At 63.4% G+C, this 24260-nt stretch carries 22 protein-coding genes; 7 read left to right on the forward strand and 15 right to left on the reverse strand.

Translation table 11 applies throughout. The annotated features are described in order from the left end of the window. Nucleotides 1-192: 192 nt before the first annotated feature. The 6 genes from FQ755_RS28375 (at nucleotide 193) to FQ755_RS28400 (ending at nucleotide 7689) form a co-directional block, all read left to right on the forward strand. Nucleotides 193-2442, forward strand: coding sequence for a TonB-dependent receptor (locus tag FQ755_RS28375; RefSeq protein ID WP_144158644.1), 2250 nt, complete (start codon nucleotides 193-195; stop codon nucleotides 2440-2442). 81 nt (nucleotides 2443-2523) lie between these two features. Continuing rightward, on the forward strand, nucleotides 2524-3207 hold the full coding sequence (locus tag FQ755_RS28380; protein ID WP_144158647.1) for a Fe2+-dependent dioxygenase: 684 nt from the start codon (nucleotides 2524-2526) through the stop codon (nucleotides 3205-3207). Between the two features lie 189 nt (nucleotides 3208-3396). Next, entirely contained in the window at nucleotides 3397-4398 is a 1002-nt protein-coding gene (waaC, locus tag FQ755_RS28385) for a lipopolysaccharide heptosyltransferase I (protein WP_144158650.1), read from the forward strand. Between the two features lie 143 nt (nucleotides 4399-4541). Next, nucleotides 4542-5426: a Kdo hydroxylase family protein gene (locus FQ755_RS28390; protein ID WP_144158653.1), complete on the forward strand. Its 885-nt coding sequence runs from the start codon at nucleotides 4542-4544 to the stop codon at nucleotides 5424-5426. 76 nt (nucleotides 5427-5502) lie between these two features. Then, nucleotides 5503-6816, forward strand: a complete 1314-nt coding sequence (gene waaA, locus FQ755_RS28395) for a lipid IV(A) 3-deoxy-D-manno-octulosonic acid transferase (protein ID WP_144158656.1) — start codon at nucleotides 5503-5505, stop codon at nucleotides 6814-6816. A 120-nt stretch (nucleotides 6817-6936) separates the two neighbouring features. Continuing rightward, nucleotides 6937-7689, forward strand: a complete 753-nt coding sequence (locus FQ755_RS28400; RefSeq protein ID WP_144158659.1) for a Fic family protein — start codon at nucleotides 6937-6939, stop codon at nucleotides 7687-7689. Nucleotides 7690-7719: 30 nt separating this feature from the next. On the opposite strand, the gene ureG is transcribed toward FQ755_RS28400, so the two are convergent. From ureG to FQ755_RS28475, 15 genes are all read right to left on the reverse strand, one after another. Beyond that, on the reverse strand, nucleotides 7720-8367 hold the full coding sequence (ureG, locus tag FQ755_RS28405; RefSeq protein WP_144158662.1) for an urease accessory protein UreG: 648 nt from the start codon (nucleotides 8365-8367) through the stop codon (nucleotides 7720-7722). 12 nt (nucleotides 8368-8379) lie between these two features. Next, nucleotides 8380-9060, reverse strand: coding sequence for an urease accessory protein UreF (locus FQ755_RS28410; RefSeq protein WP_144159187.1), 681 nt, complete (start codon nucleotides 9058-9060; stop codon nucleotides 8380-8382). Continuing rightward, entirely contained in the window at nucleotides 9047-9727 is a 681-nt protein-coding gene (gene ureE / locus FQ755_RS28415) for an urease accessory protein UreE (RefSeq protein WP_144158665.1), read from the reverse strand. The genes FQ755_RS28410 and ureE overlap by 14 nt, the downstream gene beginning before the upstream one ends. Before the next feature lie 2 nt (nucleotides 9728-9729). Then, a complete protein-coding gene (ureC, locus tag FQ755_RS28420) occupies nucleotides 9730-11436 on the reverse strand; it encodes an urease subunit alpha (RefSeq protein ID WP_144158668.1) in 1707 nt (568 codons plus the stop codon). 68 nt (nucleotides 11437-11504) lie between these two features. Further along, the gene (locus tag FQ755_RS28425) at nucleotides 11505-11810 is read right to left on the reverse strand and encodes an urease subunit beta (protein ID WP_144158671.1); all 306 of its coding nucleotides are present in this window, start codon (nucleotides 11808-11810) and stop codon (nucleotides 11505-11507) included. 19 nt (nucleotides 11811-11829) lie between these two features. Continuing rightward, the gene (ureA, locus tag FQ755_RS28430; RefSeq protein ID WP_126877789.1) at nucleotides 11830-12132 is read right to left on the reverse strand and encodes an urease subunit gamma; all 303 of its coding nucleotides are present in this window, start codon (nucleotides 12130-12132) and stop codon (nucleotides 11830-11832) included. Between the two features lie 157 nt (nucleotides 12133-12289). Further along, nucleotides 12290-13093, reverse strand: a complete 804-nt coding sequence (locus FQ755_RS28435; protein WP_144158674.1) for a transporter substrate-binding domain-containing protein — start codon at nucleotides 13091-13093, stop codon at nucleotides 12290-12292. Between the two features lie 844 nt (nucleotides 13094-13937). Further along, entirely contained in the window at nucleotides 13938-14819 is an 882-nt protein-coding gene (locus FQ755_RS28440) for an urease accessory protein UreD (protein WP_144158677.1), read from the reverse strand. Between the two features lie 155 nt (nucleotides 14820-14974). Then, nucleotides 14975-15667 carry an urea ABC transporter ATP-binding subunit UrtE gene (urtE, locus tag FQ755_RS28445; protein ID WP_144158680.1) on the reverse strand — a complete coding sequence of 231 codons (693 nt, stop codon included), beginning with the start codon at nucleotides 15665-15667 and terminating at the stop codon, nucleotides 14975-14977. Between the two features lie 715 nt (nucleotides 15668-16382). Further along, the gene (gene urtD, locus FQ755_RS28450; protein ID WP_144158683.1) at nucleotides 16383-17246 is read right to left on the reverse strand and encodes an urea ABC transporter ATP-binding protein UrtD; all 864 of its coding nucleotides are present in this window, start codon (nucleotides 17244-17246) and stop codon (nucleotides 16383-16385) included. Beyond that, nucleotides 17243-18430 carry an urea ABC transporter permease subunit UrtC gene (gene urtC / locus FQ755_RS28455; protein ID WP_144158686.1) on the reverse strand — a complete coding sequence of 396 codons (1188 nt, stop codon included), beginning with the start codon at nucleotides 18428-18430 and terminating at the stop codon, nucleotides 17243-17245. Before urtC ends, urtD begins: the two co-directional genes overlap by 4 nt. Nucleotide 18431: 1 nt before the next feature. Further along, nucleotides 18432-20057: an urea ABC transporter permease subunit UrtB gene (urtB, locus tag FQ755_RS28460; protein WP_144158689.1), complete on the reverse strand. Its 1626-nt coding sequence runs from the start codon at nucleotides 20055-20057 to the stop codon at nucleotides 18432-18434. A 165-nt stretch (nucleotides 20058-20222) separates the two neighbouring features. Continuing rightward, complete coding sequence (urtA, locus tag FQ755_RS28465) at nucleotides 20223-21521, reverse strand: urea ABC transporter substrate-binding protein (RefSeq protein WP_144158693.1); 1299 nt, start codon at nucleotides 21519-21521, stop codon at nucleotides 20223-20225. A 471-nt stretch (nucleotides 21522-21992) separates the two neighbouring features. Then, nucleotides 21993-22316 (reverse strand): rhodanese-like domain-containing protein, encoded by a 324-nt coding sequence (locus FQ755_RS28470; RefSeq protein ID WP_144158696.1) that lies wholly within the window; start codon nucleotides 22314-22316, stop codon nucleotides 21993-21995. 14 nt (nucleotides 22317-22330) lie between these two features. Beyond that, entirely contained in the window at nucleotides 22331-22984 is a 654-nt protein-coding gene (locus FQ755_RS28475) for a protein-L-isoaspartate O-methyltransferase family protein (RefSeq protein WP_144158699.1), read from the reverse strand. Nucleotides 22985-23208: 224 nt separating this feature from the next. On the opposite strand from FQ755_RS28475, the gene FQ755_RS28480 reads away from it, so the two are divergent. Beyond that, complete coding sequence (locus FQ755_RS28480) at nucleotides 23209-24258, forward strand: LacI family DNA-binding transcriptional regulator (protein WP_409937772.1); 1050 nt, start codon at nucleotides 23209-23211, stop codon at nucleotides 24256-24258. Nucleotides 24259-24260: the final 2 nt, after the last annotated feature.

A 24260-nucleotide genomic window follows, 5' to 3' on the forward strand; every position in this document is an offset into this window, starting at 1 on the left:
TCATTTCCTTACGATTGAAATGTTTTGAAACATATGGAATGATAGTAATTCTCATTAACAATTAAAGCCAGCCCACCGTTTCCATCCCGTCTAGTGGAGGAGCGGCCAGCCAGCCGCCGCCGTCCTGTCATGCAGATCGATGCCGCCGTCGTATGCGATTTCTGGCCAGGACCTTCCACCGACGAGATTCCTATGTTTAATAAAACGCCGCTGGCAACAGCGCTGGCGCTAGCTTTGTCCGTTCCCTTTGCTGCGCCGGCTCTCGCGCAGACCGCTTCTTCCACCCCTGCGCAAGCCGCTCCCGCGAGTGGGGCGTCCGGCGCGGCTGCCAGCGGGACCATCAGCGCGGCTCCGGCCGCTTCGGCCGCACCGGCTGGCGCGGCGGCGGGTAACGGCACGCTGCCGACCATCGCCGTGTCGGGCCAGGCCGAGCAGCAGGACTTCCAGGCAGAGCGTTCGACAGTCGGCGCGAAAACGCCCACGGCCTTGCGCGATATCCCGCAGACGGTCACGGTCATCAACCAGGCCGTGCTGCAGTCGCAAGGCGCGACGTCGTTTCAGGACGCGCTGCGCAACGCGCCGGGCGTGACCATCGGCGCGGCCGAAGGCGGCCAGATCGGCAATAACGTCAATTTGCGCGGCTTCACGGCGCAGAACGACATCTATCTCGACGGCTTTCGCGACCGCAACCAGTATTACCGCGACACCTTCGACCTCGAAGAAATCGAAGTGCTCTACGGACCGTCGTCGATGCTGTTCGGGCGCGGCTCGACGGGCGGCGTGATCAACCAGGTCAGCAAGAAGGCCAACCTGCAGGAGTCGGGCGACGTCTCGGCGACCGTTGGCACCAATGACCGCTATCGCACCACCGTCGACCTGAATCATCCGCTTACGGATACATCGGCGATCCGCATCAACGCATTCGGCCAGAGTCTCGGCTCGACGCGCGACGTCGAGAAGAGCAAAGACTACGGCGTCGCGCCCGAAGTGCGTTTCGGCATCGGCACGCCGACCGAAATTACGCTCTCGGCGCTGATCCAGCACAACGACGACATGCCGGACTACGGCGTGCAGGCATTGAACGGCCATCCGTCGCCGGTGCCGAAGAACACCTTTTACGGCCTGACCACGGACCGCACCATCCAGGACGTGCAGACCTTCAACGCGGGCATCAAGCACAAGTTCTCGGACGACCTCACGCTGCGCAACCAGACGCAAATCTCGCATTCGATGACCGACGCGCGCGAAACCGCGCCGCAATCGGTGCTGACGGGACCGCTCGCGACGAGCCCCGCGCTCACGAACGGCAACTACACGACGCTGCCGCCGTCCGACCTGTTCATCAAGCTGCAAAGCCATGACCGGGTGATCCAGAATCACTCGATCTACAACGACACCACGCTCGAATACAAATTCAACACCGGCTTTATCAAGCACGACCTGATCGCCGGTGTCGAAGTGGGCCACGACAGCTATACGAACCAGGCCTACACGCGCAACAACCTGCCGATCGTGTCGATGATCAACCCGGCGTATCTGTCGAACCCGCCGGGCGTCACGACCACGACCGGCAACTACGCGGATTCCGGATCGAACGAAATTGCCGGCTACTTCAACGACACGGCCTCGCTCGGCGAGCACTGGAAGCTGATTGGCGGCCTGCGCTGGGATCGCTTCCAGGCGCAGATCCACAACACGATCAGTGCGCCGTCGTATGCGAGCCAGACCAACTTCTTCACCAGCGTGCGCGCCGGCGTGATCTACCAGCCGACCGACTGGCAGTCGTATTACTTCTCCTACGGCACCTCGTTCGACCCATCGCTCGAAGCACTCACGGTGACCAACCTGACGCAGAATCTGGCGCCGGAATCCACCCGCTCGTATGAAGTGGGCGGCAAGTGGGATCTGCTTGGCGGCAACATTTCGGTGACCTCTGCGTTCTTCCGCGAGGAAATGTCCAACGCGCGTACCCAGGTCTCGCCCACCGAGTACGAACTCGACGGCGACATCCGCGTCGACGGTTTCCAGGCGGGCGTGACCGGTCACATCACCGACAAGTGGCAAGTCTACGGCGGCTACACCTACATGGACGCCACCATCGTGCAGGCGGCCGACGGCACCCAGGGCAACGTGCCGGCCAACACGCCGCGCAACACGCTGACATTCTGGACCACCTACGCGCTGACCCCGCACTGGGAAATCGGCGGCGGCCCGAGCTACATGTCGGCGCGCTACGCCTCGAACACGAACTACGTGGAAGTGGGCGGCTACACCCGCTGGGACGCGACGGCGGCCTATCACGCGAAGAAATACGACGTGCGTCTGAATCTGCTGAACCTGACCAACAAGACGTACTACGATGCGCTGATTCCGTCCGACGGCGGCCGTTCGGTGCCGGGCATCGGCCGCACGCTGCTGGCCACGGTCGACTACCGGTTCTGATGAGCTGGCGCGAGTTGCCGGGGTCGTCGTGTTGAGGCAAGCTGCCCGTACAATGCGGCGACCCCGCGAAAGGATTGACTGATGCTGCTGCAGATTCCAGATGTGCTCAACGAAGAGCAGGTGCGCTTCGTGCGCGAGCGGCTCGATACGGCGGGCGACGCGTGGGTCGACGGCCGGGCCACGGCCGGCTATCAGGGCGCGCCCGTCAAACGCAACCAGCAGATCGAGCAGTTCTCGCCGCTCGCGCGCGAGCTGGGCGACGTGATTCTCGCCGAGCTCGAACGCCATCCGCTCTTTATCAGCGCAGTGCTGCCCAATCAGGTGTATCCGCCGCTCTTCAACCGTTACGAGGGCGGCATGCAGTTCGGCAGCCACGTCGATGGCGCGGTGCGTTTGTTGCCGAACGGCGCCAAGGTCCGCACGGACGTTTCGATGACGCTGTTTCTTTCCGCGCCGGATGAATACGACGGCGGCGAACTGATCATCGAAGACACCTACGGCGTGCAGCAGGTGAAGCTGGCGGCGGGCGACATGATCGTCTATCCGGCGACCAGCCTGCATCAGGTGGCGCCGGTCACGCGTGGCGTGCGCCTCGCGAGCTTCTTCTGGGCGCAGAGCCTCGTGCGCAGCGACACACAACGCGCGCTGCTGTTCGATATGGACACGGCCATTCAGCGCCTGAACTCCACCCAGGCCGACGACGCGGCACGCCGCAGTCTGGTGGGGTGCTATCACAACCTGTTGCGGCTCTGGAGCGAAACCTGAGTGGCGATACCGGCGGCCGGCTGCGGGCGCTGCCGGTATTGACCTGAATGCAATGCCTGATGCAGCGGTGCGGCGGCGCGGCGCGGTATACCCTGAGCGCGCCGCGTTTTTTCATGGTTTTTGCACGCGACGCGCTAAAATTGCCGTCCTTTCAACGCATCTTATCGCCGGATTGCCGGCGTTCCCCACTTGAGCGTGCAAAAGATACTGATCGTGAGGGTGTCGTCGCTGGGCGATGTCGTTCACAACATGCCGGTGATCGCGGACATTCGCCGCCGGCATCCCGATGCGCAGATCGACTGGCTCGTCGAAGAGAGCTTCGTCGGCCTGGTGCAGCTTGTGAGCGGCGTGCGGCGGGCCATTCCGGTATCGCTGCGGCGCTGGCGCAAGCGGCTTTTCTCGTTTGAGAACTGGCACGAGATCGGCGCGTTCCGCCGCGCGCTCGCCGCCGAGAAATACGATCTGGTGATCGACTGCCAGGGGCTCATCAAGACCGCGTGGGTCGCGAGCATGGCGCGCGGGCCGGTGGTGGGCCTCGCCAACCGTACCGACGGCGCCGGCTTCGAATGGCCGGTACGCTTCTTCTACGACAAGCGCGTGCCGATCGAGGCGCGCACCCACGTCGTCGAGCGCACGCGCCAACTGGTTGCGGCCGCGCTCGACGACCCCACGCCCCAACCTACCGACGACATCGATTTCGGCCTCGACACCGGGCGCGCCGCGCTGGCCTTGTCCGAGGCGGATCTGAACCTGCCGGTGCCTTACGTGGTGTTCGTCCACGCCACGTCGCGGGCCGACAAGCAATGGCCCGACGCCGCGTGGATCGAGCTGGGCCAGGCGCTGGTGCTCAAGGGCGCGTCGATCGTGCTGCCGTGGGGCAGCGAGGCCGAGCGCGTCACCAGCGAGCGGCTGGCGCGAGAGTTCGGCGCCGCGGCCATCGTGCCGCCGCGCCTGTCGCTGCCGGCGGTGGTGGGGCTGATCGAGGGCGCGGCCGCCACGGTCGGGGTTGATACAGGTCTAGTTCACATTGCAGCTGCGCTGAAGCGGCCTACGGTCGAGTTGTACAATTTCGCGACCGCGTGGCGTACCGGCGGCTACTGGTCGCCGAATGTCGTCAATCTCGGCACCGCCGGCCAGCCGCCGACGCTGCAACAGGTGAAGGCCGCGCTGACCGCTTTCGGCTTGTTGTAGCGGTCCGCCGCGGGCGCATTGCCCGGCGCCGCGCACGGCGCGCACTCCGGCAGCTGCCGCCGTGCGGCCAGAACCGGATGCTGCGGGACAGCAACCGCCTGCGGCCTCCAGAACTACGCTCCATCCGCTTTTCAAGGGCGACCATGAACGAAACCCAGATCATCGAAGTTGCAAGCGCTGACTGGCACGGACACAACCTGTCCGTGCCGCGCGAAACGCTGCTGGCCGGCGTCGAACGCGGCAAGGTGCTGTATTTCCCGAATCTGCGCTTTGCGATCGAAGGTGGCGAGCAGGCGCTGCTCGACCCGGCGCTGGCCGATCCGAACCGCAAGAACATCAGTCTCGAACCGAACGGCGGCGCGCTGCATGGCGTGGCGGGCGACGCGGTGACGCAATCGGCGGTACGCGCCCTGATTGCGCGTTATCAGGCCAATGCCCGCACGCTGGTAGACGGCCTATTCCCGGAGTACGACGGCAAGCTGCGCGTCGCGCCTACGAGCCTGCGGCTGCATCAGGTGGAGACGCGCCAGACCTCGTGGCGCAAGGACGATAGCCGCCTGCACGTCGACGCCTTTCCGTCGCGCCCGAACTACGGCGAGCGCATTCTGCGCGTCTTCACCAATATCAACCCGAACGGCGCGCCGCGCGTGTGGCGCGTGGGCGAACCGTTCGAAGACATGGCGAGGCGCTTCCTGCCGCAGATCAAGCCGCCGATGCCGGGCTCCGCGTGGCTGATGAATCTGCTGCACGTGACCAAATCGCCGCGTAGCGAATACGACCATCTGATGCTGAATCTGCACGACGGCATGAAGGCCGATCTCGAGTATCAGAAGGCGAGCCCGCAGGAAACCATGCCGTTTCCGCCGGGTTGTGTGTGGGTGTGCTTCTCGGATCAGACCTCGCACGCCGTGATGTCCGGCCAGTTCATGATGGAGCAGACCTTCTTCTTGCCGGTCAAGGCGATGGTGCAGCCCGAGTGCGCGCCGCTCGGCATCCTCGAACGCCTCAAGGGCAGGGCGCTGGTTTGAGCGCCGCCGGCCTGGCGCGCGGCTGCGTCCGTTGGCATTTCATCAATTTTGTGCGGGACGTAAGCGCGGAGCGCGGATGCTAAGGGCAATCTATAACGCGCTCTGGTGGATCGTCGCGCCGCTTGCGGTGCTGCGGCTCCTGATCCGGTCGCGCAAGGAGCGCGGTTACCGCGAGCATATCGGCGAGCGCTTTGGCCGCACGCGGGGTCGGCTGCCTGAGGACGATGCGCCGTTGATCTGGGTGCACGCGGTCTCAGTGGGCGAGACGCGCGCCGCACAGCCGCTCATCGAAGCGCTGATGAAAGCGCGGCCCGACGCGCGCATTTTGCTCACGCATATGACACCGAGCGGGCGCGCCACCAGCGAGCAACTGTTCGGCGACCGCGTGATGCGCAGCTATGTGCCGTATGACATGCCGCATGCGGTACGACGTTTTCTGCGCGCATGGCGCCCGTCGCTTGGACTCGTGATGGAAACCGAGGTGTGGCCGACGCTGATCGACGAGTGCCGTCGCGCCGACGTGCCGCTCGTGCTCACCAATGCGCGGATGTCGGCGCGCTCGTTCAGGCGGGCCGCAAGGTTCGGCAAGGGCACGCGCGAAGTGTTCGGCGGCTTTTCGCGGGTGCTGGCGCAAAGTCCATCGGATGCGGAGCGGTTGACCGCGCTCGGCGCGCGCAACGTGGCGGTGCTCGGCAACCTGAAGTTCGATATGAGCACGCCGCCCGAACTGGCGGCGCGCGGCCATGCGTGGCGTGCGGCGATCGGCTCGCGGCCGGTCTGGGTGGCGGCAAGCACGCGCGAAGGTGAAGAGGAACTGGTGCTGCGGGCGTTCGCGGCGCTGGGCGTCGAAGATGCCTTGCTGATTCTGGTGCCGCGTCATCCGCAGCGCTTTAACGAAGTGGCGTCGCTGGTGGAGAAGTCGGGGCTGCGCTACGAGCGTCGTTCGACGTGGGCGCCGGGCGCGGCAGGAGCGGCTGCTGCGGCCGGTGCGGCCGGTGCTGCGCGGCCGTTGCCGGCGAATGTGACCGTGCTGCTCGGCGATTCGATGGGCGAACTGGGCGCTTACTACGCGGCTGCGGATCTGGCGTTTATCGGTGGCAGTCTGTTGCCGCTCGGTGGCCAGAATCTGATCGAGGCGTGCGCGGTGGGTGTGCCGGTGTTGATCGGGCCGCATGTATTCAATTTCACCCAGGCGACGGCGGATGCGGTCGCGGCCGGCGCTGCGGTGCAGGTGCAGGATCCGGCGGATCTGGCGCGTGTGCTGCGTGAACTGTTCAACGACAAGGCGCGGCGCACGGCGATGAGCGGCGCGGCGTCGGCGTTCGCGGCGCGCCATCGCGGAGCGACGGCACGGACCGTGGATGTGTTGATGGCGTTGTTGCCGGAGTGATGCTGGAGGGTGGTTGGTCGGCCCGACCGCTTTACGTGGCAATAAATCGTATATTCTGCGAATAATGGGTATTGACGCTTACCCTGGGCGGATGCCCGATGTTTTCTTGATGATCCTCTTATGACGCTCTTCACCGACCTTGGCTTCCAGTGGGACCGCGCGGCGATTCCAAAAGCTATGCCGACTCACTCGATCAAACGGGTTTGTTTTCGCTTCCATCGGATGCTGCCGGAGTTCGTGTGGGATGCAAGCGTGCTCGAAGGCAATCCGTTTACGTTTCCCGAGGTAAAGACGCTTCTGGATGGCGTGACCGTCGGCGGCCGAAAGATATCGGATCAGGAGCAGATTCTGAACCTCGCGGACAGTTCGAAGTATCTGCTTTCGCTCGTTCAACAAGAGAGATTCGCGCTAGACAAGGTGACGTTCTGCAATCTCCACCGCATCGTCGCGCGCAACGAGGCGCTTGAATGGGGCGTGTTTCGTGGCGAGGGTGAAGAAACACATTACACGCCGGACGCGGCATTGGGGGAGAAAGGGCGTTACACGCCTTTGTCTACGGTTGCCGGTGCCCCCGAATTGAATCGGGTTTTTGCCGCGGGGACGCGTGCACTTGCCGGGCAGGTCGACAATGCGTTCGAGCGAGGCTGCGCTTTTTTTCTTTTCGGCGCGCTGCAGCAGTTCTTTTTCGACGGCAACAAGCGCACGTCCCGCTTTATGATGAACGGCGTCCTGATGTCGAACGGTATCGATGCCATCAGCGTTCCGGCGCAGCGGGCCGGAGACTTCAACGAAAAGATGGTGCACTTCTATACGTCGAAGGACGCGACCGAGATGATGGCATTCCTTGTGGAGTGCCATCCCGGGGCCCAATAACGCGCACCGCTTCCGATGCGAGCGTGCACATCAAACCTTCAGCAACCCCTTCTTCTCGATAAACGCAATCACCTCATCGAGGCCGTCGAGCGCCTTCAGATTGCACATCACAAACGGCCGCTCGCCGCGCATCTTCTTCGCGTCGGAGGCCATCACGTCGAGATTCGCACCGACCATCGGTGCGAGATCCGTCTTGTTGATCACGAGGATGTCCGACTTTGTGATCCCCGGGCCGCCTTTGCGCGGAATCTTTTCGCCACCGGCTACATCGATCACGTAGATCGTCAGGTCCGACAGTTCCGGGCTGAAGGTCGCCGCCAGGTTGTCGCCGCCCGATTCGATGAAGACGATGTCCGCATCCGGGAAACGCGTCAGCATGCGGTCGACCGCTTCCAGATTGATCGAGGCGTCCTCGCGGATCGCGGTGTGCGGGCAGCCACCCGTTTCCACGCCCATGATCCGTTCGGCTGGCAGCGCGCCTGCCACCGTCAGCAGACGCTGGTCTTCCTTCGTGTAGATATCGTTGGTGATGGCGACGAGGTCGTAGCGGTCGCGCATCGCCTTGCAGAGCATTTCGAGCAGTGTGGTCTTGCCGGAGCCGACCGGTCCGCCGACACCCACCCGTAGCGGCGGCAATTTCTTGGTGCGATGAGCGGTGTGGTGCTGAGGTGCGTTCATGATGGTTCGGTTCTATGAGCGGAAGAGCCGCGAATACTGCGACTCGTGGCGCGCCGACAGGATGCCCAGTTGCGGCGCGAAGGTGTTGATGTCGTCGGGCGCGGTGGCCAGCGCGCGCTGGACGGCGGCGTCGATGGGCGCGCGCAGTGCGACGATGATACGTTGTCCTGCGAGTTGTCCGAGTGGGACAGCTTTGAGTGCCGCCGCCGCCTGGTTTTCGACCCAGCTAAAAGCGTAGGCGGCGAGCGCGGCGTCGATGGCGACATCGTGGGCGAATGCGGCGAAGGCGAATGCGGTGGGTTGCGCCAGCGGCGTCATGGTTGCGAGCGTCGCGCGGCGTTGCGCATCGCCCCATTCGAGCGACACGCATAACTGCCGCAGCGACCATCCCATCTGCTCGGTTTCGCGGCGCAGTTCGGACGATTCGCGGCTTGCGAGGAATTCGCTATTGGCGAGCGCGAGGCCGGCCGTCTCGTGAGCGTGCCAGCGTCCGATCTGATGGGCGAGGAACGGCAGTTCGCCGAGCGCGAGGACATCGGTGAGGCCGCTGGCGATCCAGGCGCGGGCGCTGTCGGCGTCGGTGATCAACTGGGCTTCGATGGCGGCTTCCAGCCCCTGCGAATAGCTGAACGCGCCGATCGGCAGTGCCGGCGACGCGAGGTGCAGCAAGGCCGTGAGCTCACCGATGCGCATGTTTGGAGTGGTCATGCGCATGGTCGTGGCCGCAGGAGGCGTCGCAGTCGCTGTGGTCGTGAGCATGCTCGTGTCCGTGGTCATGGGCGTGGCCATGACCTGCATGTCCGTGATCATGACTGTGGCCGTGATCGTGGGAATGCTCATGCCCATGATGCTCGCCATAAACCTGCTGCGCTAACGCATAGTCTTCGGCGAACGTCTCGTCATGGCCATGCTTATGGCCGCCGCCATAAGCCCCGGTTTCCGGCTGAAACGGCAATGTCACCTGCTCGACCATCGCGCCGATGCGCTTGAGCATGTCGGCCAGCACCGGATCATATTCGAGCTTCAGATAATCCGCAGCGACTTCGACCGGTGTGTGCCGGTTGCCCAGGTGATACGCCGCACGCGTCAGCGTCAGGCGATCGTGTGCAGTGACCATCAACACCCCCTCGGGCGCCGCGACCACCCGCACCAGCGCGCCGTCTTGCGCCACCAGCACGTCGCCGTCGCGCAGCACCGTGCCGCGCGGCAATACCAGCGCCACCTCCTCGCCGTTATCCAGCGTCGCTGCCAGACGGCTCTTGCGGCGCGCGTCGAAATCGAGCGTGAGCGTCGGCGCGCGCTTCACCAGCACCGCAGCGAGCTTGATCTTCGGATCGATCAGTTTGTCGATAGTGCGCATGATCAGAACAGGAAGTAGCGTTGCGCCATCGGCAGCACGGTGGCGGGTTCGCAGGTCAGCAATTGCCCATCCGCGACTACCTGATACGTTTCAGGATCGACGCTGATCGCCGGACGCCACGCGTTGTGAATCATGTCGGCCTTGCTGATGTTGCGGCAGTTCTTCACCGGCACGATTCGCTTGCTCAAACCGTAGCGCTCGGCAATGCCCGCGTCGGCGCTCATCTGCGACACGAACGTCAGCGAGGTGCGCGCCAAAGCACCGCCACGCGTGGCGAACATCTCGCGATAGTGGACCGGTTGCGGCGTCGGAATGGACGCGTTCGGGTCGCCCATCTGCGCCAGCGCGATCATGCCGCCCTTGAGAATCAGCGACGGCTTGATGCCGAAAAACGCCGGCTCCCAGAACACCAGGTCGGCCCACTTGCCCGGTTCGATCGAGCCCACCTCGTGCGAAATACCATGCGTGATGGCCGGATTGATCGTGTACTTGGCGACGTAGCGTTTGGCGCGGAAGTTGTCGGCGCGCGCGTTGTCTTCCGGCAGCGCGCCGCGTTGCACCTTCATCTTGTGCGCGGTCTGCCAGGTGCGGATGATCACTTCGCCCACGCGTCCCATGGCCTGAGAGTCCGAGGACAGCATCGACAGCGCGCCGAGGTCGTGCAGGATGTCTTCGGCGGCGATGGTTTCGCGGCGAATCCGCGACTCGGCAAACGCGATGTCTTCCGCAATCGACGGGTCCAGGTGGTGGCACACCATCAGCATGTCGAGATGTTCCTCAAGCGTGTTGACGGTGTATGGCCGGGTCGGATTGGTGGACGACGGCAGCACGTTCGCCTCGCCGCAGACCTTGATGATGTCGGGAGCGTGGCCGCCGCCCGCGCCTTCGGTGTGATACGTGTGGATCGTGCGGCCCTTGAAGGCAGCCACGGTGGCTTCGACAAAACCCGCTTCGTTCAGCGTGTCCGTGTGGATCGCGACCTGGGTGTCGGTGGCATCGGCGACGGAAAGACAGTTGTCGATGGCAGCGGGTGTCGTGCCCCAGTCTTCGTGCAGCTTCAGGCCAATTGCGCCGGCGGCGATCTGCTCCGTCGCGGGATCGGGCAGGCTCACATTGCCCTTGCCAAGAAAGCCGAGATTCATCGGATAACCGTCGGCGGCCTGCAGCATCCGTTCGAGGTGCCACGGTCCGGGCGTGCAGGTGGTGGCATTGGTGCCGGTCGCCGGCCCCGTGCCGCCGCCGAGCATCGTTGTGACGCCGCTCGCGAGCGCTTCGTCGATCTGCTGCGGGCTGATGAAGTGGATGTGCGTGTCGATGCCGCCCGCCGTCACGATCAACCCTTCGCCAGCGATGACTTCGGTGGCCGCGCCAATCGCAATCGTCACGCCCGGTTGAATGTCGGGATTGCCGGCTTTGCCGATCGCCGCGATGCGGCCGTCCTTGATGCCGATGTCGGCCTTGACGATACCCCAGTGATCGAGAATCACCGCGTTGGTGATCACCGTATCCACGACGTCGGCGTGCACGCGCTGCGACTGACCCATGCCGTCGCGAATCACCTTGCCGCCGCCGAATTTCACTTCTTCGCCGTAGGTCGTGAAGTCGCGTTCGATTTCGATCAGCAACTCGGTGTCGGCGAGTCGCACGCGATCGCCGGTCGTGGGGCCGAACATTTCCGCGTATGCGCGGCGGCCAATGCGTAAGCTCATGGTGTGAAATCCGGAAAGTGGCAGGACGGGGATTCGCAAGCTGCGACGACGTGGCTCACGCCCAGGCGTCAGAGCGGCCCCATGACCTTGCCGTTAAAGCCGTAGATGACGCGGTTGCCCGCCAGTGCGACCAGTTCGACGGTGCGTTCCTGACCGGGCTCGAAACGCACGGCCGTGCCCGCCGCAATGTTCAGACGGAAGCCGCGCGCCGTTTCGCGATCGAACGACAGCGCCGGATTCACTTCATAAAAATGGTAGTGCGAACCAATTTGCACCGGACGGTCGCCGGTATTCGACACGATGACCGTGACCGTCGCGCGGCCCGCATTGAGTTCGTGCTCGCCGTCGTCGGTGAGAATTTCGCCGGGAATCATCAGGGGCTCCGGGGCGGGGTCAAGGAATCGGATGGTGGACGGTCACGAGTTTCGTGCCGTCGGGGAAGGTGGCTTCCACCTGAATGTCGGGAATCATTTCCGGCACGCCTTCCATCACGTCGTCGCGCGTGAGCAGCGTGGTGCCGTAGTGCATCACTTCGGCGACGGTCCTGCCGTCGCGCGCCGCTTCCATCAACGCCGCCGAAATGAACGCGACCGCTTCAGGGTAATTGAGTTTCAGGCCGCGCGCGCGGCGGCGCTCGGCCAGCAACGCAGCGGTGAAGATCAGCAGCTTGTCCTTCTCGCGGGGTGTCAGCTTCATCGGATGTAGGGTTGGGTTGCGCCCGTCCCAGGCGGGACAGGCGACGCAGGCCGTCGGAGGTGCGCCTCGTCGAGCCGCTCACGGCGTATGCGGCGAAGCGCGACCAGCTTACCGTCAGATCAGCTTGCAAAGATACGCATAAAAAATAACGATGTGCTTACAGGGTGGCGGGCAAGGGCGCGCCAAACCACTTCTTTGACATCGTGTTGAGCGTGCCATCGGATTTCGCCTGGGCGATGGCGGCGTTGACCTTGGCGAGCAACCGGCCTTCATTCTTGTTCATGCCGACGAAGCAGGGCGAGTCCTTGATAACGAACTTGGGCTCAGGACGACGCGGCGGATTTTTGGCGATGATCGCGGCGGCGACGATGTTGCCTGCGGCGATCAACTGCACCTGGCCCGACAGAAAGGCGGCGATGGTGGCGTTATTGTCTTCGAAGCGTTTGATGGTGGCGTTCGGCGCCATCTGCGTGAGAGCGATTTCTTCGAGCGCGCCGCGCGTCGCGCCGACCGTCTTGCCGGTGAGATCCGCGGGGCCGCTGACCTTGATGTCGGCGGGACCGAATACGCCTTGATAGTAGGGGGCGTAGGCGTTGGAGAAGTCGATGACCTTCTCGCGGTCGGGCGTTTTGCCGAGCGACGAGATCACCAGGTCGACCTTGCCGGTCTGCAGATAGGGGATGCGGTTTGCGCTGTTGACGGGCACGAGCTGCAGCTTGACGTTCATCGACTTGGCGAGCACGGCGGCGGCGTCGATGTCATAGCCTTGCGGTTGCATATCCGGGCCGACCGAGCCGAACGGCGGGTAGTCTTCCGGCACGGCGACTTTCAGGACGCCGGCTTTGGTGATGTTGTCCAGCGCGTCAGCGTGAGCTTGCGACGCGGGCAATGCGAGGATCGGTGTCAGGAGCAGGGCGGCTAACCAGGCGCGGCGCGCGGGGCGGAGAAGCTGTTGTTTCATTTTTCGGGTTTTATGGCGGTGGAGGGTTGCCCCGTGGGGCTGCAGCGATGTGCCCGGTAGGAGCAAGGTGTGTGCCATGACGGTGCGGGGCGGTGGTTTGAGGTGTTTGGGGTGGGGGTTGCACCGGTTTGGGGATTTTGCGTGCGCTGGAATGGTGCTGGTTTTTGGTTTTTTTTTGCCTGTGCGGCGCTTTGGTGGTTGTTCTGGCTGGTTTGGCCTTTCCTTGCTGTGTTAGTGGTCTATTAGTGATGCCCCTGTGCGGGGCGGCACCTACTTTCTTTGCCGCCGCAAAGAAAGTAGGCAAAGAAAGCGGGCTCACACCGCTAGCTTGTAGGTGTCCGCCACTTGTGTGAACACGGAGTGGTCCGAGACGAGAGCGTCTCTCGCACCACTCACCGTAGTGACACAGGACTCATTCATCCCGCCAGCGCACTGCGTGCGCGGCGGATGGGTCAGCTTATAGAGGGGTGTGTGATGGGAGTAGGTGGACGTGAAAATATTCGGATGCCTAATCAATACGCGACGCGCGCAGCCCACCAAAGAAGTTATGCCCAACGGCGGGGCGCGCAGCGCGACGCTGGAACGGATGAGCCCTGTGTCATTAGGAGGTGGTGATGCGAGAGAACATCTCGTCTTGGGCCGTTCCCGGTTGCAGACCGGGATGGCTCACTACGGGCTGGCGGTTGCAGCCCGCTTTCTTTGCTTACTTTCTTTGCGGCGGCAAAGAAAGTAAGTGCCGCCCCGCACAGGGGCATCACTAATAGACCACTAACACAGCAAGGAAAGGCCAAACCAGCAAAAACAACCACCAAAGCGCCGCAAGGCACAGCAAGAACCACCCCCCTCAGGTATTCCAAATCCTCAACGGCACCGCCTCCACCCCATGCACAACTGGCCGCAACAGCAGCCAGCAATCAGTCAGCGCGCGCTGCAACGCCTCCATCGAGCGCCCAACCGCGCGAATCAGCATCACGCCTGGCGTGACGCACGATGCCGCGGCTCGCAAGGTGTCATCGAAAGGCAGTCCGGCGGTGATCTTTTCAGCGAGCGCGTCGTCGCAGGCTGGACCCACGGCCCATAGCGTGCCGTAAGCGGGAAATCCGGCGAGACCTTGGGCCGCATCGCGTAGCGGATCGACTGCAGTGAGATTGGCGCGTTCGAGCCAAAGCAATTGGCCGTCCGCGCCGACGATACGCGAACTCGCGCGCAGCGATCCCGCGGACCAGCGTTCGCCCGCTGCCTGGCGGCCGAGTTGGGTGGCGTCCCAGCCGAGCGCCGTTGCGCCTTCGGCGAGCGTCAGCGTGAACTCGAGTGTGGCGTTGGCGTAATCGAACACGATGTTGTTCTGCGGCAGCCAGTCGAGTCGCGCGTGTGCGCCGACCCGCACGTCGATCTGTTGCCGCGCCGCGCGATCATTCGACTTGTACCATTTGGTGGCGCCCGGTGTGGTGAGCACCGCATGGGTGCCGGCTTCGAGAGAGACGTCGATACGCAACTGATCGCCGCCCGCGATGCCGCCAGGCGGGTGCACGATCACCGCATGGCAGATGGCATGGCCTTCGGGATAGAGGGGGCGCTGCACGCGTAGCGGCCCGTCGTGCAGACGATGCGCAAGCGTCGTGCGATCCGCGTGCTTCGCGAAGCCGAGTTCGAGCCGGGCGTGCCACTCGCCGTGCGCGGCGCAATGCGCTGAGGCGAGCGTGGCGTGATTTTCATGAAGCGACATGCAGGTAGGCGTAGTAGAGCACGTAGTAGGGCAATGCGTGACGGCAGTCTAAAGGGCGTTCGAGGGCCGGCGTTCATGATGACCTCGGCGTGATACGCAGCGTCGAGCGCGCCCACGGAATGCGGCGAGGATATCACGCGTTCATGCCGGCGTTATCACACGGCAATCAGGGCGCGCACGCCATCGTTATCCATGTTGACGCCGTCACCGCCGGCGACGATTTCCCCGCGGCTCATGACCCAGTAGCGATCGGCGATGGCTTTGGCGAAGTCGTAGTATTGCTCGACGAGGAGCACGGTGAGGCCCATTTCTTCGACGAGTTGTCGCAGCGTGCGGCCGATGTCCTGAATGATGGAGGGCTGAATGCCCTCGGTGGGTTCATCGAGAATGAGCAATTGCGGCTCGCTCATGAGGGCGCGCCCGATGGCGAGTTGCTGCTGCTGTCCGCCGGACAGATCGCCGCCGCGACGGCTGCGCATATCCTTTAGGACTGGAAAGAGTTCGTAAATGCGGTCGGGGATTCTGGATGGCGATTTTTTGCTGGCGGCGCCGACCATGAGGTTTTCTTCGACTGTCAGGCGCGGGAAGATGTCGCGGCCCTGGGGGACGTAAGCGAGGCCGTTTGCTACCCGGGCATACGTAGGGAGCCTGGTGAGCGGTGTGCCACGCCAGGAGATTGCGCCGCTTTTGGTGGGGACGACGCCCATCAGGCAACGCAGGAGGGTGGTTTTGCCTACGCCATTGCGGCCCAGCAGGACGGTTAGTTTGCCGTCCGGCACTGTTAATTTCACGTCTCGGAGGATGTGGCTGCCGCCGTAGTACTGGTTCAGGTGGTCTACTTCTAGCATTGCTCGTGTCCTGTTTTTGGTGCTGGTTTTTTTGCCTGCGGCGCTTTGGTGGTTGGTGTTGCTGTTTTGGCCTTTCCTTGCCTTGCTATAGGTTTGCTAGCGATGCCCCTGTGCGGGGCGGCACCTACTTTCTTTGCCGCCGCAAAGAAAGTAGGCAAAGAAAGCGGGCTGCAACCGCCAGCCCTTAGTGAGCCATCCCGGTCTGCAACCGGGAACGGCCCAAAACGAGACGTTCTCTCGCATCACCACCTCCTAATGACACAGGGCTCATCCGTTCCAGCGTCGCGCTGCGCGCCCCGCCGGGCGGCATAACTTCTTTTTGTATAGGTCATTGCCTGTAAATGATTAGGCATCCGAATGTATTCGGTACTTCGCAAACTTCGAGAATTTCAAGCACTCCACGCGCTTACCCCCCAAGCAAACCCATCCGCCGCGCACGCAGTGCGCTGGCGGGATGAATGAGTCCTGTGTCACTACGGTGAGTGGTGCGAGAGACGCTCTCGTCTCGGACCACTTCGTATTCACACGAGAGGTGGACACCTACAAGCTGGCGGTTTGAAGCCCGCTTTCTTTGCTTACTTTCTTTGCGGCGGCAAAGAAAGTAAGTGCCGCCCCGCACAGGGGCAACACTAATAGACCAGTAACAAAGCAAGGAAAGGCCAAAACAGCAAAAAGCAACCACCAAACAAGCGCCGCAGGCAAAAACCCCCACCCATCACCTCCCCAGATAAGACTCAATAACCGTCTCATCCCTCTTAACCTCGTCAAGCGTGCCATGAGCCAGAACCCGCCCCTCAGCCATCACGGTGACCTTCCCTGCGTCACCCGACAGCGCGGCCACAAACTCCATATCATGCTCAACAACCATCATCGAACAGGTGCCACGCAGATGATTAAGAAGCTCGGCCAACTGCATGGTTTCATCGTCGGTCATGCCGGCCGCTGGCTCGTCGAGCAAAAGAAGCGCCGGCTGCTGCATCAGCAACATTCCAATCTCGAGCCGCTGCTTTTGCCCGTGTGACAACTCTCCAGCCAGACGCCGCGCCTCGCTCTCGAGTCGGATCAACGAGAGCGTCTCTTCGATCCGTGCTTGCGCCTCGCGATCGAGCCGCGCCCGCAGCGACGGCCACCAGCCTTTGTCCGCCTTCATGGCCAGTTCGAGGTTTTCCCACACCGGATGCTGTTCGAATACCGTCGGTTTCTGGAATTTGCGGCCAATCCCCGCACGCGCAATCGACGGTTCGTTCATGCGTGTGAGGTCGATCGTCTGGCCAAGGAACACCTTGCCGGAATCCGGCTCCGTCTTGCCGGTGATCACGTCCATCATCGTCGTCTTGCCAGCGCCGTTGGGTCCGATGATGCAGCGCAGTTCGCCCACGTCGATCGATAACGTCAACTTGTTCAACGCGCGGAATCCGTCGAAGCTGACCGTCACATCTTCCAGATACAGAATCGTGCCGTGCGAGACGTCGATCTCGCCCGGCGTCACTACACGCCCGAAATCCGCTACGCCGCTCAGCGAGTGTTCCGCCGGGTCTTCCGGTAAAGCCAGGTCAGGCACCATCGGGTTCTCGTTCATGAGCGGTTCCTCTTGCGCCAGACCATCTCGATCAGCCCCATGATGCCCTGCGGCAGCAGCAGCGGCACCAGCACGAAGATCAAGCCGAGGAAGAACAGCCAGTATTCAGGGAAATTCGCCGTGAAGAAACTCTTCGCGCCGTTCACCGCAAACGCGCCGATGATCGGGCCAATCAGCGTGCCGCGTCCGCCTACGGCCACCCAGATCGCCATTTCGATCGAATTGCCCGGTGACATCTCGCCCGGATTGATGATGCCCACCTGCGGCACGTAAAGCGCTCCGGCAATGCCGCACAGAATCGCCGACACGGTCCAGATAAACAGCTTGTAGCCAAGCGGGCTGTAGCCAAGGAACATCAGTCGCGTTTCGCCGTCGCGTACCGCGGTGACGACGCGGCCGAGCTTCGAGGTCACAATGGCCCTCGCTCCGAGAAATGCCAGCACCAGTACCGCGAACGTGATCAGAAAAAGCGCCGTGCGCGTGCCCGGATGTGTGATCGGAAAGCCGCCTATCCGCTTGAAATCCGTAAAGCCGTTGTTGCCGCCAAAGCCGGTTTCGTTGCGGTAGAACAGCAGCATCGCGGCGAACGTCATGGCCTGCGTGATGATCGACAGATATACGCCTTTCACACGCGAGCGGAACGTAAAGAAGCCGAACACCCACGCAATCACGGCCGGCACCAGAACCACCAGCAGCAGCGCGTACCACAGATGCTGCGTGCCTTGCCAATACCACGGCAACGCGTGCCAGTTGAGGAACACCATGAAGTCGGGTAGGTCGCTCTGATAGACGCCTTCGTGACCAATCGAACGCATCAGGTACATGCCGATCGCGTAGCCGCCCAGTGCGAAGAACAGCGCGTGTCCTAAACTTAGGATGCCGCAATAACCCCACACGAGATCCAGAGCAAGCGCGCCGATCGCGTAGCACATGAACTTGCCCATCAACGTCATCATGTACGCGGACAGGTGGAATGCGCTGGTCTCCGGCAGCACCAGCGCGGAGAGCGGCACGCCGAGGCCAATTGCGATGATCAGCGCAATCAGTGCGATCCACGCCGGCCGCGACAGCAGCGCGGGACGCGGCGGCAGGCCCAGCGCGAAGCCGGACTGCGCGGCGCGCCCGCTGCCGGGCGGCGTGCTGGAGCCGGAGCTGGTGACCGAAGCAGAAGTGGCGGATGTCATCTCATGCCTCCGCGCTGCGGCCCTTCAGGGCGAACATGCCTTGCGGCCGCTTCTGGATGAACAGCACGATCAGCACGAGCACCGCGATTTTCGCGAGCACCGCGCCCCAGAACGGTTCGATCGCCTTGCTGATCAGCCCGAGTCCGAAGCCGCCGATCACCGTTCCCGCCAGTTGACCGACGCCGCCCAGCACCACGGCCATGAACGAATCGATGATGTAGCTCTGTCCCAGGTCCGGCCCCACGTTGCCGATCTGCGACAGCGCGCAGCCGCCGAGCCCCGCGATGCCCGCGCCAAACGCAAAGGCGTATGAATCGACGCGTGCGGTCCGCACGCCGACGCAGGCAGCCATGCGGCGGTTTTGCGTCACGGCGCGCACGAACAGGCCAAGGCGCGTTTTTGTCAGCACGGCCCAGGCGATGCCGACCACGATCAATGAAAACGCGAGGATCGCGAGGCGGTTGTACGGCAGGATCAGGCTCGGCAGCACCGTGACGCCGCCGCTCATCCACGCCGGATTGCTGACCTGTACGTTCTGCGCGCCGAAGATCATCCGCGTCGCCTGAATCAGGATCAGGCTGACGCCGAAGGTGGTCAGCAGCGTTTCGAGCGGCCGTCCGTACAGATGCTTCAAAACGAGCCGCTCCAGCACCATGCCCACCAGCGCGGCCGCCACGAACGAGGCCGGCACCGCGAGCAGCGGATACCAGTCGAACGCACCGGGCGCGTAGCGCTGAAACAGGTTCTGCACCACGTAGGTTGCGTATGCGCCGATCATCAGGAATTCACCGTGCGCCATATTGATGACGCCGATCAGCCCGTATGTGATCGCGAGTCCCAAAGCGGCGAGCAATAAGACGCTGCCGAGCGACAGGCCCGCGAACAGCGTGCCCGCAATCGCGCTGCGGCGCTGGATGGCGTCGAGTTCGTCGATGCCCGCCTGCGCTGCGGCACGCACGCGATCGTCGCTTTCAGCGAAAGTGCCGTCCGGCTTCTTCGCGACCAGCGGCCGCAGCAGTTCGTTCATGTCGAGGTCGTGGCGCGCGGCGACGAGTTGCACCGCCTGCAGGCGCGTCGCCGGGTCGCTGTTGTGCAGCGCCGTCATGGCCCAGAGCGTGTCGAGTTTCTTCTTCAACTCAGGATCGGTTTCCTTCGCGCGCTGCGCGTCGATCAGCGGTTTCATCGAAGGATCGGGGTTTTGCAGCAGGGCGTTGATGGCCGTGCGGCGGGTTTCCAGATCGGCTGAGTCGAGTTGCGAGCCCGAGAGTGCGCCCGACACTTTCGAGCGCAGCAGATTGTTCAGCGTGACCGGTTGCGCGTCGGGCGCGCTGACGGTCTTGCCGGTGATGACGTCCTTCGTGGTGTCGCCTTGCTGGATCAGCACTTCGCCGGAGTCGGTGGCGAGTGCATTGTCTTCGGACAAGGCCTTGAGGAGTGCCTGGGATGGCGCGTCGTGAGTGGCGATCAGTTTGTCGATGGTCGCGGATTTCGCGTCGAAGTCGTCGCCGGCGAGCGGGGCGACATCAGCCGGAGTCAGCGCGAACGCCGCGAGCGGCGCGATGGCGATGAGCGCGATACCGAAGGCACCGATACCGCGCCGTGCGAGCCTCAGAATGGAAAACGTCATGATGCCCTTTGCAGATGAACCGGCTGGGCGGTGCGGCATCGAAACCGGCTGGGATGCCGCACCGCGCAGCCGCTAGAGAGGCGGGTGCGTGGTCCAGTTGGCCGGCGCTATCTGAGGCCGGCGCAACTGGATATAAGCGGGGCGCGCGACACGCCCCGCGTGACTTCAGGCAACCCGCGAACGGCGCAGGAACGCCGGAATCGAACTGACCACATCCGGCTTGCCCTGATTGCCGGCAATGTACGGGCTCCACGGTTGCGCGCGAATCGCCGTCTTGGTGCGCCACACCACGTTGAACTGGCCGTCGGCACGCACTTCGCCGATCATCACCGGCTTGTGCAGATGGTGATTGCCGTCCATCGTCAGCACGAAACCCGACGGTGCATTGAAGGTCTGGCCGATCATCGCCACGCGCACCTTGTCCACATCCGTGCTCTTGGCTTTTTCGACCGCCTGCTTCCACATATGGATGCCCACGAAGGTGGCTTCCATCGGATCGTTGGTCACGCGCTTGTCGCCACCGGGCAGGTTGTTGTCCTTCACCCACTTGGCGAACATGGCCTTGAACTTGGTGTTCTCCGGGTTACGCAGCGACATGAAGTAATTCCACGCGGCGAGGTTGCCCACCAGCGGCTTGGTGTCGATGCCGCGCAGTTCTTCTTCGCCCACCGAGAACGCCACCACCGGCACGTCGGTCGCTTTGAGGCCCTGGTTGCCCAGTTCCTTGTAGAACGGCACGTTCGAGTCGCCGTTGACGGTCGAGATCACCGCAGTCTTGCCGCCCTGCGAGAAGGTCTTGATATTGGCGACGATGGTCTGATAATCGCTGTGGCCGAACGGTGTGTAGACCTCCTGAATATCCGCGTCCTGGACGCCCTTCGACTGCAGGAAGGCGCGCAGGATCTTGTTGGTCGTGCGCGGGTACACATAGTCGGTGCCGAGCAGGAAGAAGCGTTTGGCGCCGCCACCTTCCGCGCTCATCAGGTATTCGGTTGCGGGAATGGCTTGCTGGTTCGGCGCGGCGCCCGTGTAGAACACGTTGCGCGACATTTCTTCGCCTTCGTACTGCACCGGATAGAACAGCAGGCCGTTCAGTTCCTCGAACACCGGCAGTACCGACTTGCGGGAAACCGAGGTCCAGCAGCCGAATACCACGGCACACTTGTCCTGGGTGATGAGCTGGCGGGCTTTTTCGGCGAACAGCGGCCAATTCGAAGCCGGGTCCACGACCACCGCCTCGATCTGCCTGCCGTTGACGCCGCCGCTCTTGTTGATTTCCGCAATGGTCATCAACGCGGTGTCTTTTAGTGAGGTCTCCGAAATGGCCATCGTGCCGGACAGCGAATGCAGGATGCCGACCTTGATCGGGCCGCTATCCGCTTGCGCATTGGCAAACGGACTTTGACCGGCGAGCGCCAGTGCGCCAGACATGGACCCGAGCTTCAACAGACTGCGACGTTTCATTTGCTACCCCTTGCCATTAGATGATGAGTGTTTTATGGGCGTCGATTCCAGCCATTCACGGCTGTCCTGCATGGCTTGCCGGTCCACTACTGCAAGGCACATGCCAAGCGGTAAATCTGACGGCAATGAGGTGTCATCCGCGCTGCGATGCGGGCGTGCTGTCCTGGGTCACTCTGTGGCGATATGCGCGATGGGCGCGAAAGTGGTGCATTTAAGCCCGCGGCGCTTCGTTGCGGTGCGCGTCGCGCTGCAACGAAGCGCCCTTGGCCGCCAGGGAGCGGCCAAGGTGCATCCGCGCCGCGCCGTTGTGCATGGGCGTGCGGGCGCTTATCGGGAAGCGGCTGGCGTGCGGGGAGGGGACGAAGGCGCTATGACCGATGCCCGGCCATCAGGGCATCGGAGACGTGGGCGTGTGCAGGAAGGGGAGTACAGCGAGACGGTTCGATACGCCGAGGGCATACCGATACCCCATCAGTAGGTCGGGACAGCCGGATCGACCTGGCGCGACCACGCGTCGATTCCGCCTTGCAGGTTGAACACGTTCTTATGTCCGCGCGATTCGAGGAACATCGCTACCTGGGCGCTGCGGGCGCCGTGATGGCATACGCAGACGATCTGCGCGTCGTCGTCGAGTTCCTCGCTGCGCGCTGGGATCTCGCGCATCGGAATCAGTACGGCGCCGGCCAGCGATGCCGTCTGGATTTCCCACGGCTCGCGCACGTCGAGCAGCACGGGCGCGGGACGCGATTGATCGGCGAGCCATTCGGCCAAAGCGGGAGCGGTCAGGTTTTGCATCGGCGAAGAGGTCCTTAGAACTTGAAGCGCGGCGGCTGGACGGCGTTGGTCAGCGGCTCGACATACGTTTCGAACACATCGGCGATGCGATATTGCTTCTCGTCGATCCGCGTGATGATCTGCGCTTTCATGACCGGCGCGGTGCCGACGAACGCCGCCAGACGGCCGCCGATCTTCAGATGCTCGAGGATCTCCTGCGGCAGAACCGGCAGGCCGCCCGACACGCAGATGACGTCGTAAGGCGCCGCCGCGGGCCAGCCGCGCGCCGCGTCGCCGGTCACGACTTCCACATTCAGCACGTTATTGTTGGTCAGATTGGTCCTGGCCAGTTCGGCCAGTTCCGGTTCGATATCCACCGTCAGCACGTGCTGCGCACGATGCGCGAGGAGCGCCGCCATATAACCCGAGCCCGCGCCGATTTCCAGCACGGTTTCGTGCTTCTTCACCGCCAGTTCCTGCAGCACGCGCGCTTCGACGCGCGGCGCCAGCATGTGCTGGCCGGCCGGCAGCGGCACTTCGAAGTCGACGAAAGCCAGTTCGCGGTAGACCGTTGGGACGAAATTTTCACGCTTGACGATCGACAGCAGATTCAGCACGTCCTGGTCGAGCACTTCCCAGGGACGGATCTGCTGTTCGATCATGTTGAAACGCGCTTGTTCGATATTCATGGTGGATTCGGCGGTTCGGATTAGGTGCGACTCGTGGGGGTTCGGGACAACTGTGGAATTGTACCAAACTGGGGGCGAAACCCGTCTCCAGAAGGGCAGACAGGCGCCCGCCTGATACTAACCTGGTGCCAACCCGGCCCGTGTTAATCCCTACGAGACCGAGCTTGCGATTCGCCGTCTCATCGCTCAAAAATGTAATCGATTACATTTCTGCGACAAAAACCGTGTCCCGACTGCCGCGCGCTGAGACCGATGCACCCCGAACGGGCCCGCCACCGTCGGAGGGCATTTCCATTGCGGGCGTCGCCGAGCAGGCCGGGGTGTCGGTCGCGACCGTTTCGCGGGTGCTGAACGGCCATTCCAACGTCCGCCCGGCCACGCGCGACAAGGTGCTGGCCGCCGTGGACGCGAGCGGCTACCGCGTCAACGAACTGGCGCGCAACCTGCGCACCGCCGAAAGCCGGCTGCTCCTGACCATGGTGCCGGACGTCGGCAACCCGTTTTACGCGGAGCTGGTGCGGGGCATCGACAGCGTCGCGCGTCAGCACGGCTATTTCATGCTGCTGTGCGACACCGGCGCCGACCCGGGCCGCGAGCGTAGCTACTTCGACCTGCTGCGGCGGCGTCGCGCGGACGGCGCCATCTGCCTCGACCCGGCCACCGTGCAGCAGGCGCTCGCCGAGGAAGCCGGCGCGCTGCCGTGGGTGGCGTGCTGCGAGTTCGATCCGCGGGTCGGCGTGCCGTATGTCGGCATCGACAACTACCGGGCTGCCGGCGACGCCGTGCGCCACCTGCTGACGCGGGGGCATCGACGCATCGGCCTGATCAACTCGGACGTCGCCTACCTTTATGCGCGGCAGCGCCAGCAGGGCTACCTCGACGCCTTGAGCGAGGCCGGCATCACGCCCGACGAGCGCTGGCGCATGAACCTGAACAGCCTCGACTATGAAGCAGGCGCGTCGGCCGCCGCATTGTTGATGTCCCAGCGCGACGCCCCGAGCGCGATCTTCGCGGTCTCGGACACCTTGGCGATCGGTGTGATCCACGGCCTGCGCAGCCTCGGCAAGCGCGTGCCGGACGACGTCGCCGTGGTCGGCTTCGACGATATCTCGCTTGCCGCGCAGATCGATCCGCCGCTCACGACCATCGCCCAGCCGATGCGCGAACTCGGCGAAACCGCCGCGCGCCTCTTGCTGAAGCGGCTGGCCAATCCGCTGGCGAGCGTGCCCGGCGTGCTGCTGCCGCACCGCCTCGTGATTCGCGGGAGTGCATGAGC

The organism is Paraburkholderia sp. BCC1885, assembly GCF_900996235.1.
Taxonomy (GTDB): Bacteria; Pseudomonadota; Gammaproteobacteria; order Burkholderiales; family Burkholderiaceae; genus Paraburkholderia.

Bases quoted from the DNA above. Each gene is read 5' to 3' on its own strand.
- waaA (WP_144158656.1), top strand. From the start codon at position 5,503: ATGCTAAGGGCAATCTATAACGCGCTCTGGTGGATCGTCGCGCCGCTT.
- FQ755_RS28400 (WP_144158659.1), top strand. From the start codon at position 6,937: ATGACGCTCTTCACCGACCTTGGCTTCCAGTGGGACCGCGCGGCGATT.
- FQ755_RS28410 (WP_144159187.1), bottom strand. From the start codon at position 9,060: ATGCGCATCGGTGAGCTCACGGCCTTGCTGCACCTCGCGTCGCCGGCA.
- FQ755_RS28470 (WP_144158696.1), bottom strand. From the start codon at position 22,316: ATGCAAAACCTGACCGCTCCCGCTTTGGCCGAATGGCTCGCCGATCAA.
- FQ755_RS28435 (WP_144158674.1), bottom strand. From the start codon at position 13,093: ATGAAACAACAGCTTCTCCGCCCCGCGCGCCGCGCCTGGTTAGCCGCC.
- ureC (WP_144158668.1), bottom strand. From the start codon at position 11,436: ATGAGCTTACGCATTGGCCGCCGCGCATACGCGGAAATGTTCGGCCCC.
- ureE (WP_144158665.1), bottom strand. From the start codon at position 9,727: ATGCGCACTATCGACAAACTGATCGATCCGAAGATCAAGCTCGCTGCG.
- urtE (WP_144158680.1), bottom strand. From the start codon at position 15,667: ATGCTAGAAGTAGACCACCTGAACCAGTACTACGGCGGCAGCCACATC.
- urtB (WP_144158689.1), bottom strand. From the start codon at position 20,057: ATGACGTTTTCCATTCTGAGGCTCGCACGGCGCGGTATCGGTGCCTTC.
- ureA (WP_126877789.1), bottom strand. From the start codon at position 12,132: ATGAAGCTGACACCCCGCGAGAAGGACAAGCTGCTGATCTTCACCGCT.
- FQ755_RS28375 (WP_144158644.1), top strand. From the start codon at position 193: ATGTTTAATAAAACGCCGCTGGCAACAGCGCTGGCGCTAGCTTTGTCC.
- FQ755_RS28475 (WP_144158699.1), bottom strand. From the start codon at position 22,984: ATGAATATCGAACAAGCGCGTTTCAACATGATCGAACAGCAGATCCGT.
- FQ755_RS28380 (WP_144158647.1), top strand. From the start codon at position 2,524: ATGCTGCTGCAGATTCCAGATGTGCTCAACGAAGAGCAGGTGCGCTTC.
- ureG (WP_144158662.1), bottom strand. From the start codon at position 8,367: ATGAACGCACCTCAGCACCACACCGCTCATCGCACCAAGAAATTGCCG.
- FQ755_RS28425 (WP_144158671.1), bottom strand. From the start codon at position 11,810: ATGATTCCCGGCGAAATTCTCACCGACGACGGCGAGCACGAACTCAAT.
- FQ755_RS28440 (WP_144158677.1), bottom strand. From the start codon at position 14,819: ATGTCGCTTCATGAAAATCACGCCACGCTCGCCTCAGCGCATTGCGCC.
- FQ755_RS28390 (WP_144158653.1), top strand. From the start codon at position 4,542: ATGAACGAAACCCAGATCATCGAAGTTGCAAGCGCTGACTGGCACGGA.
- urtC (WP_144158686.1), bottom strand. From the start codon at position 18,430: ATGACATCCGCCACTTCTGCTTCGGTCACCAGCTCCGGCTCCAGCACG.
- urtD (WP_144158683.1), bottom strand. From the start codon at position 17,246: ATGAACGAGAACCCGATGGTGCCTGACCTGGCTTTACCGGAAGACCCG.
- urtA (WP_144158693.1), bottom strand. From the start codon at position 21,521: ATGAAACGTCGCAGTCTGTTGAAGCTCGGGTCCATGTCTGGCGCACTG.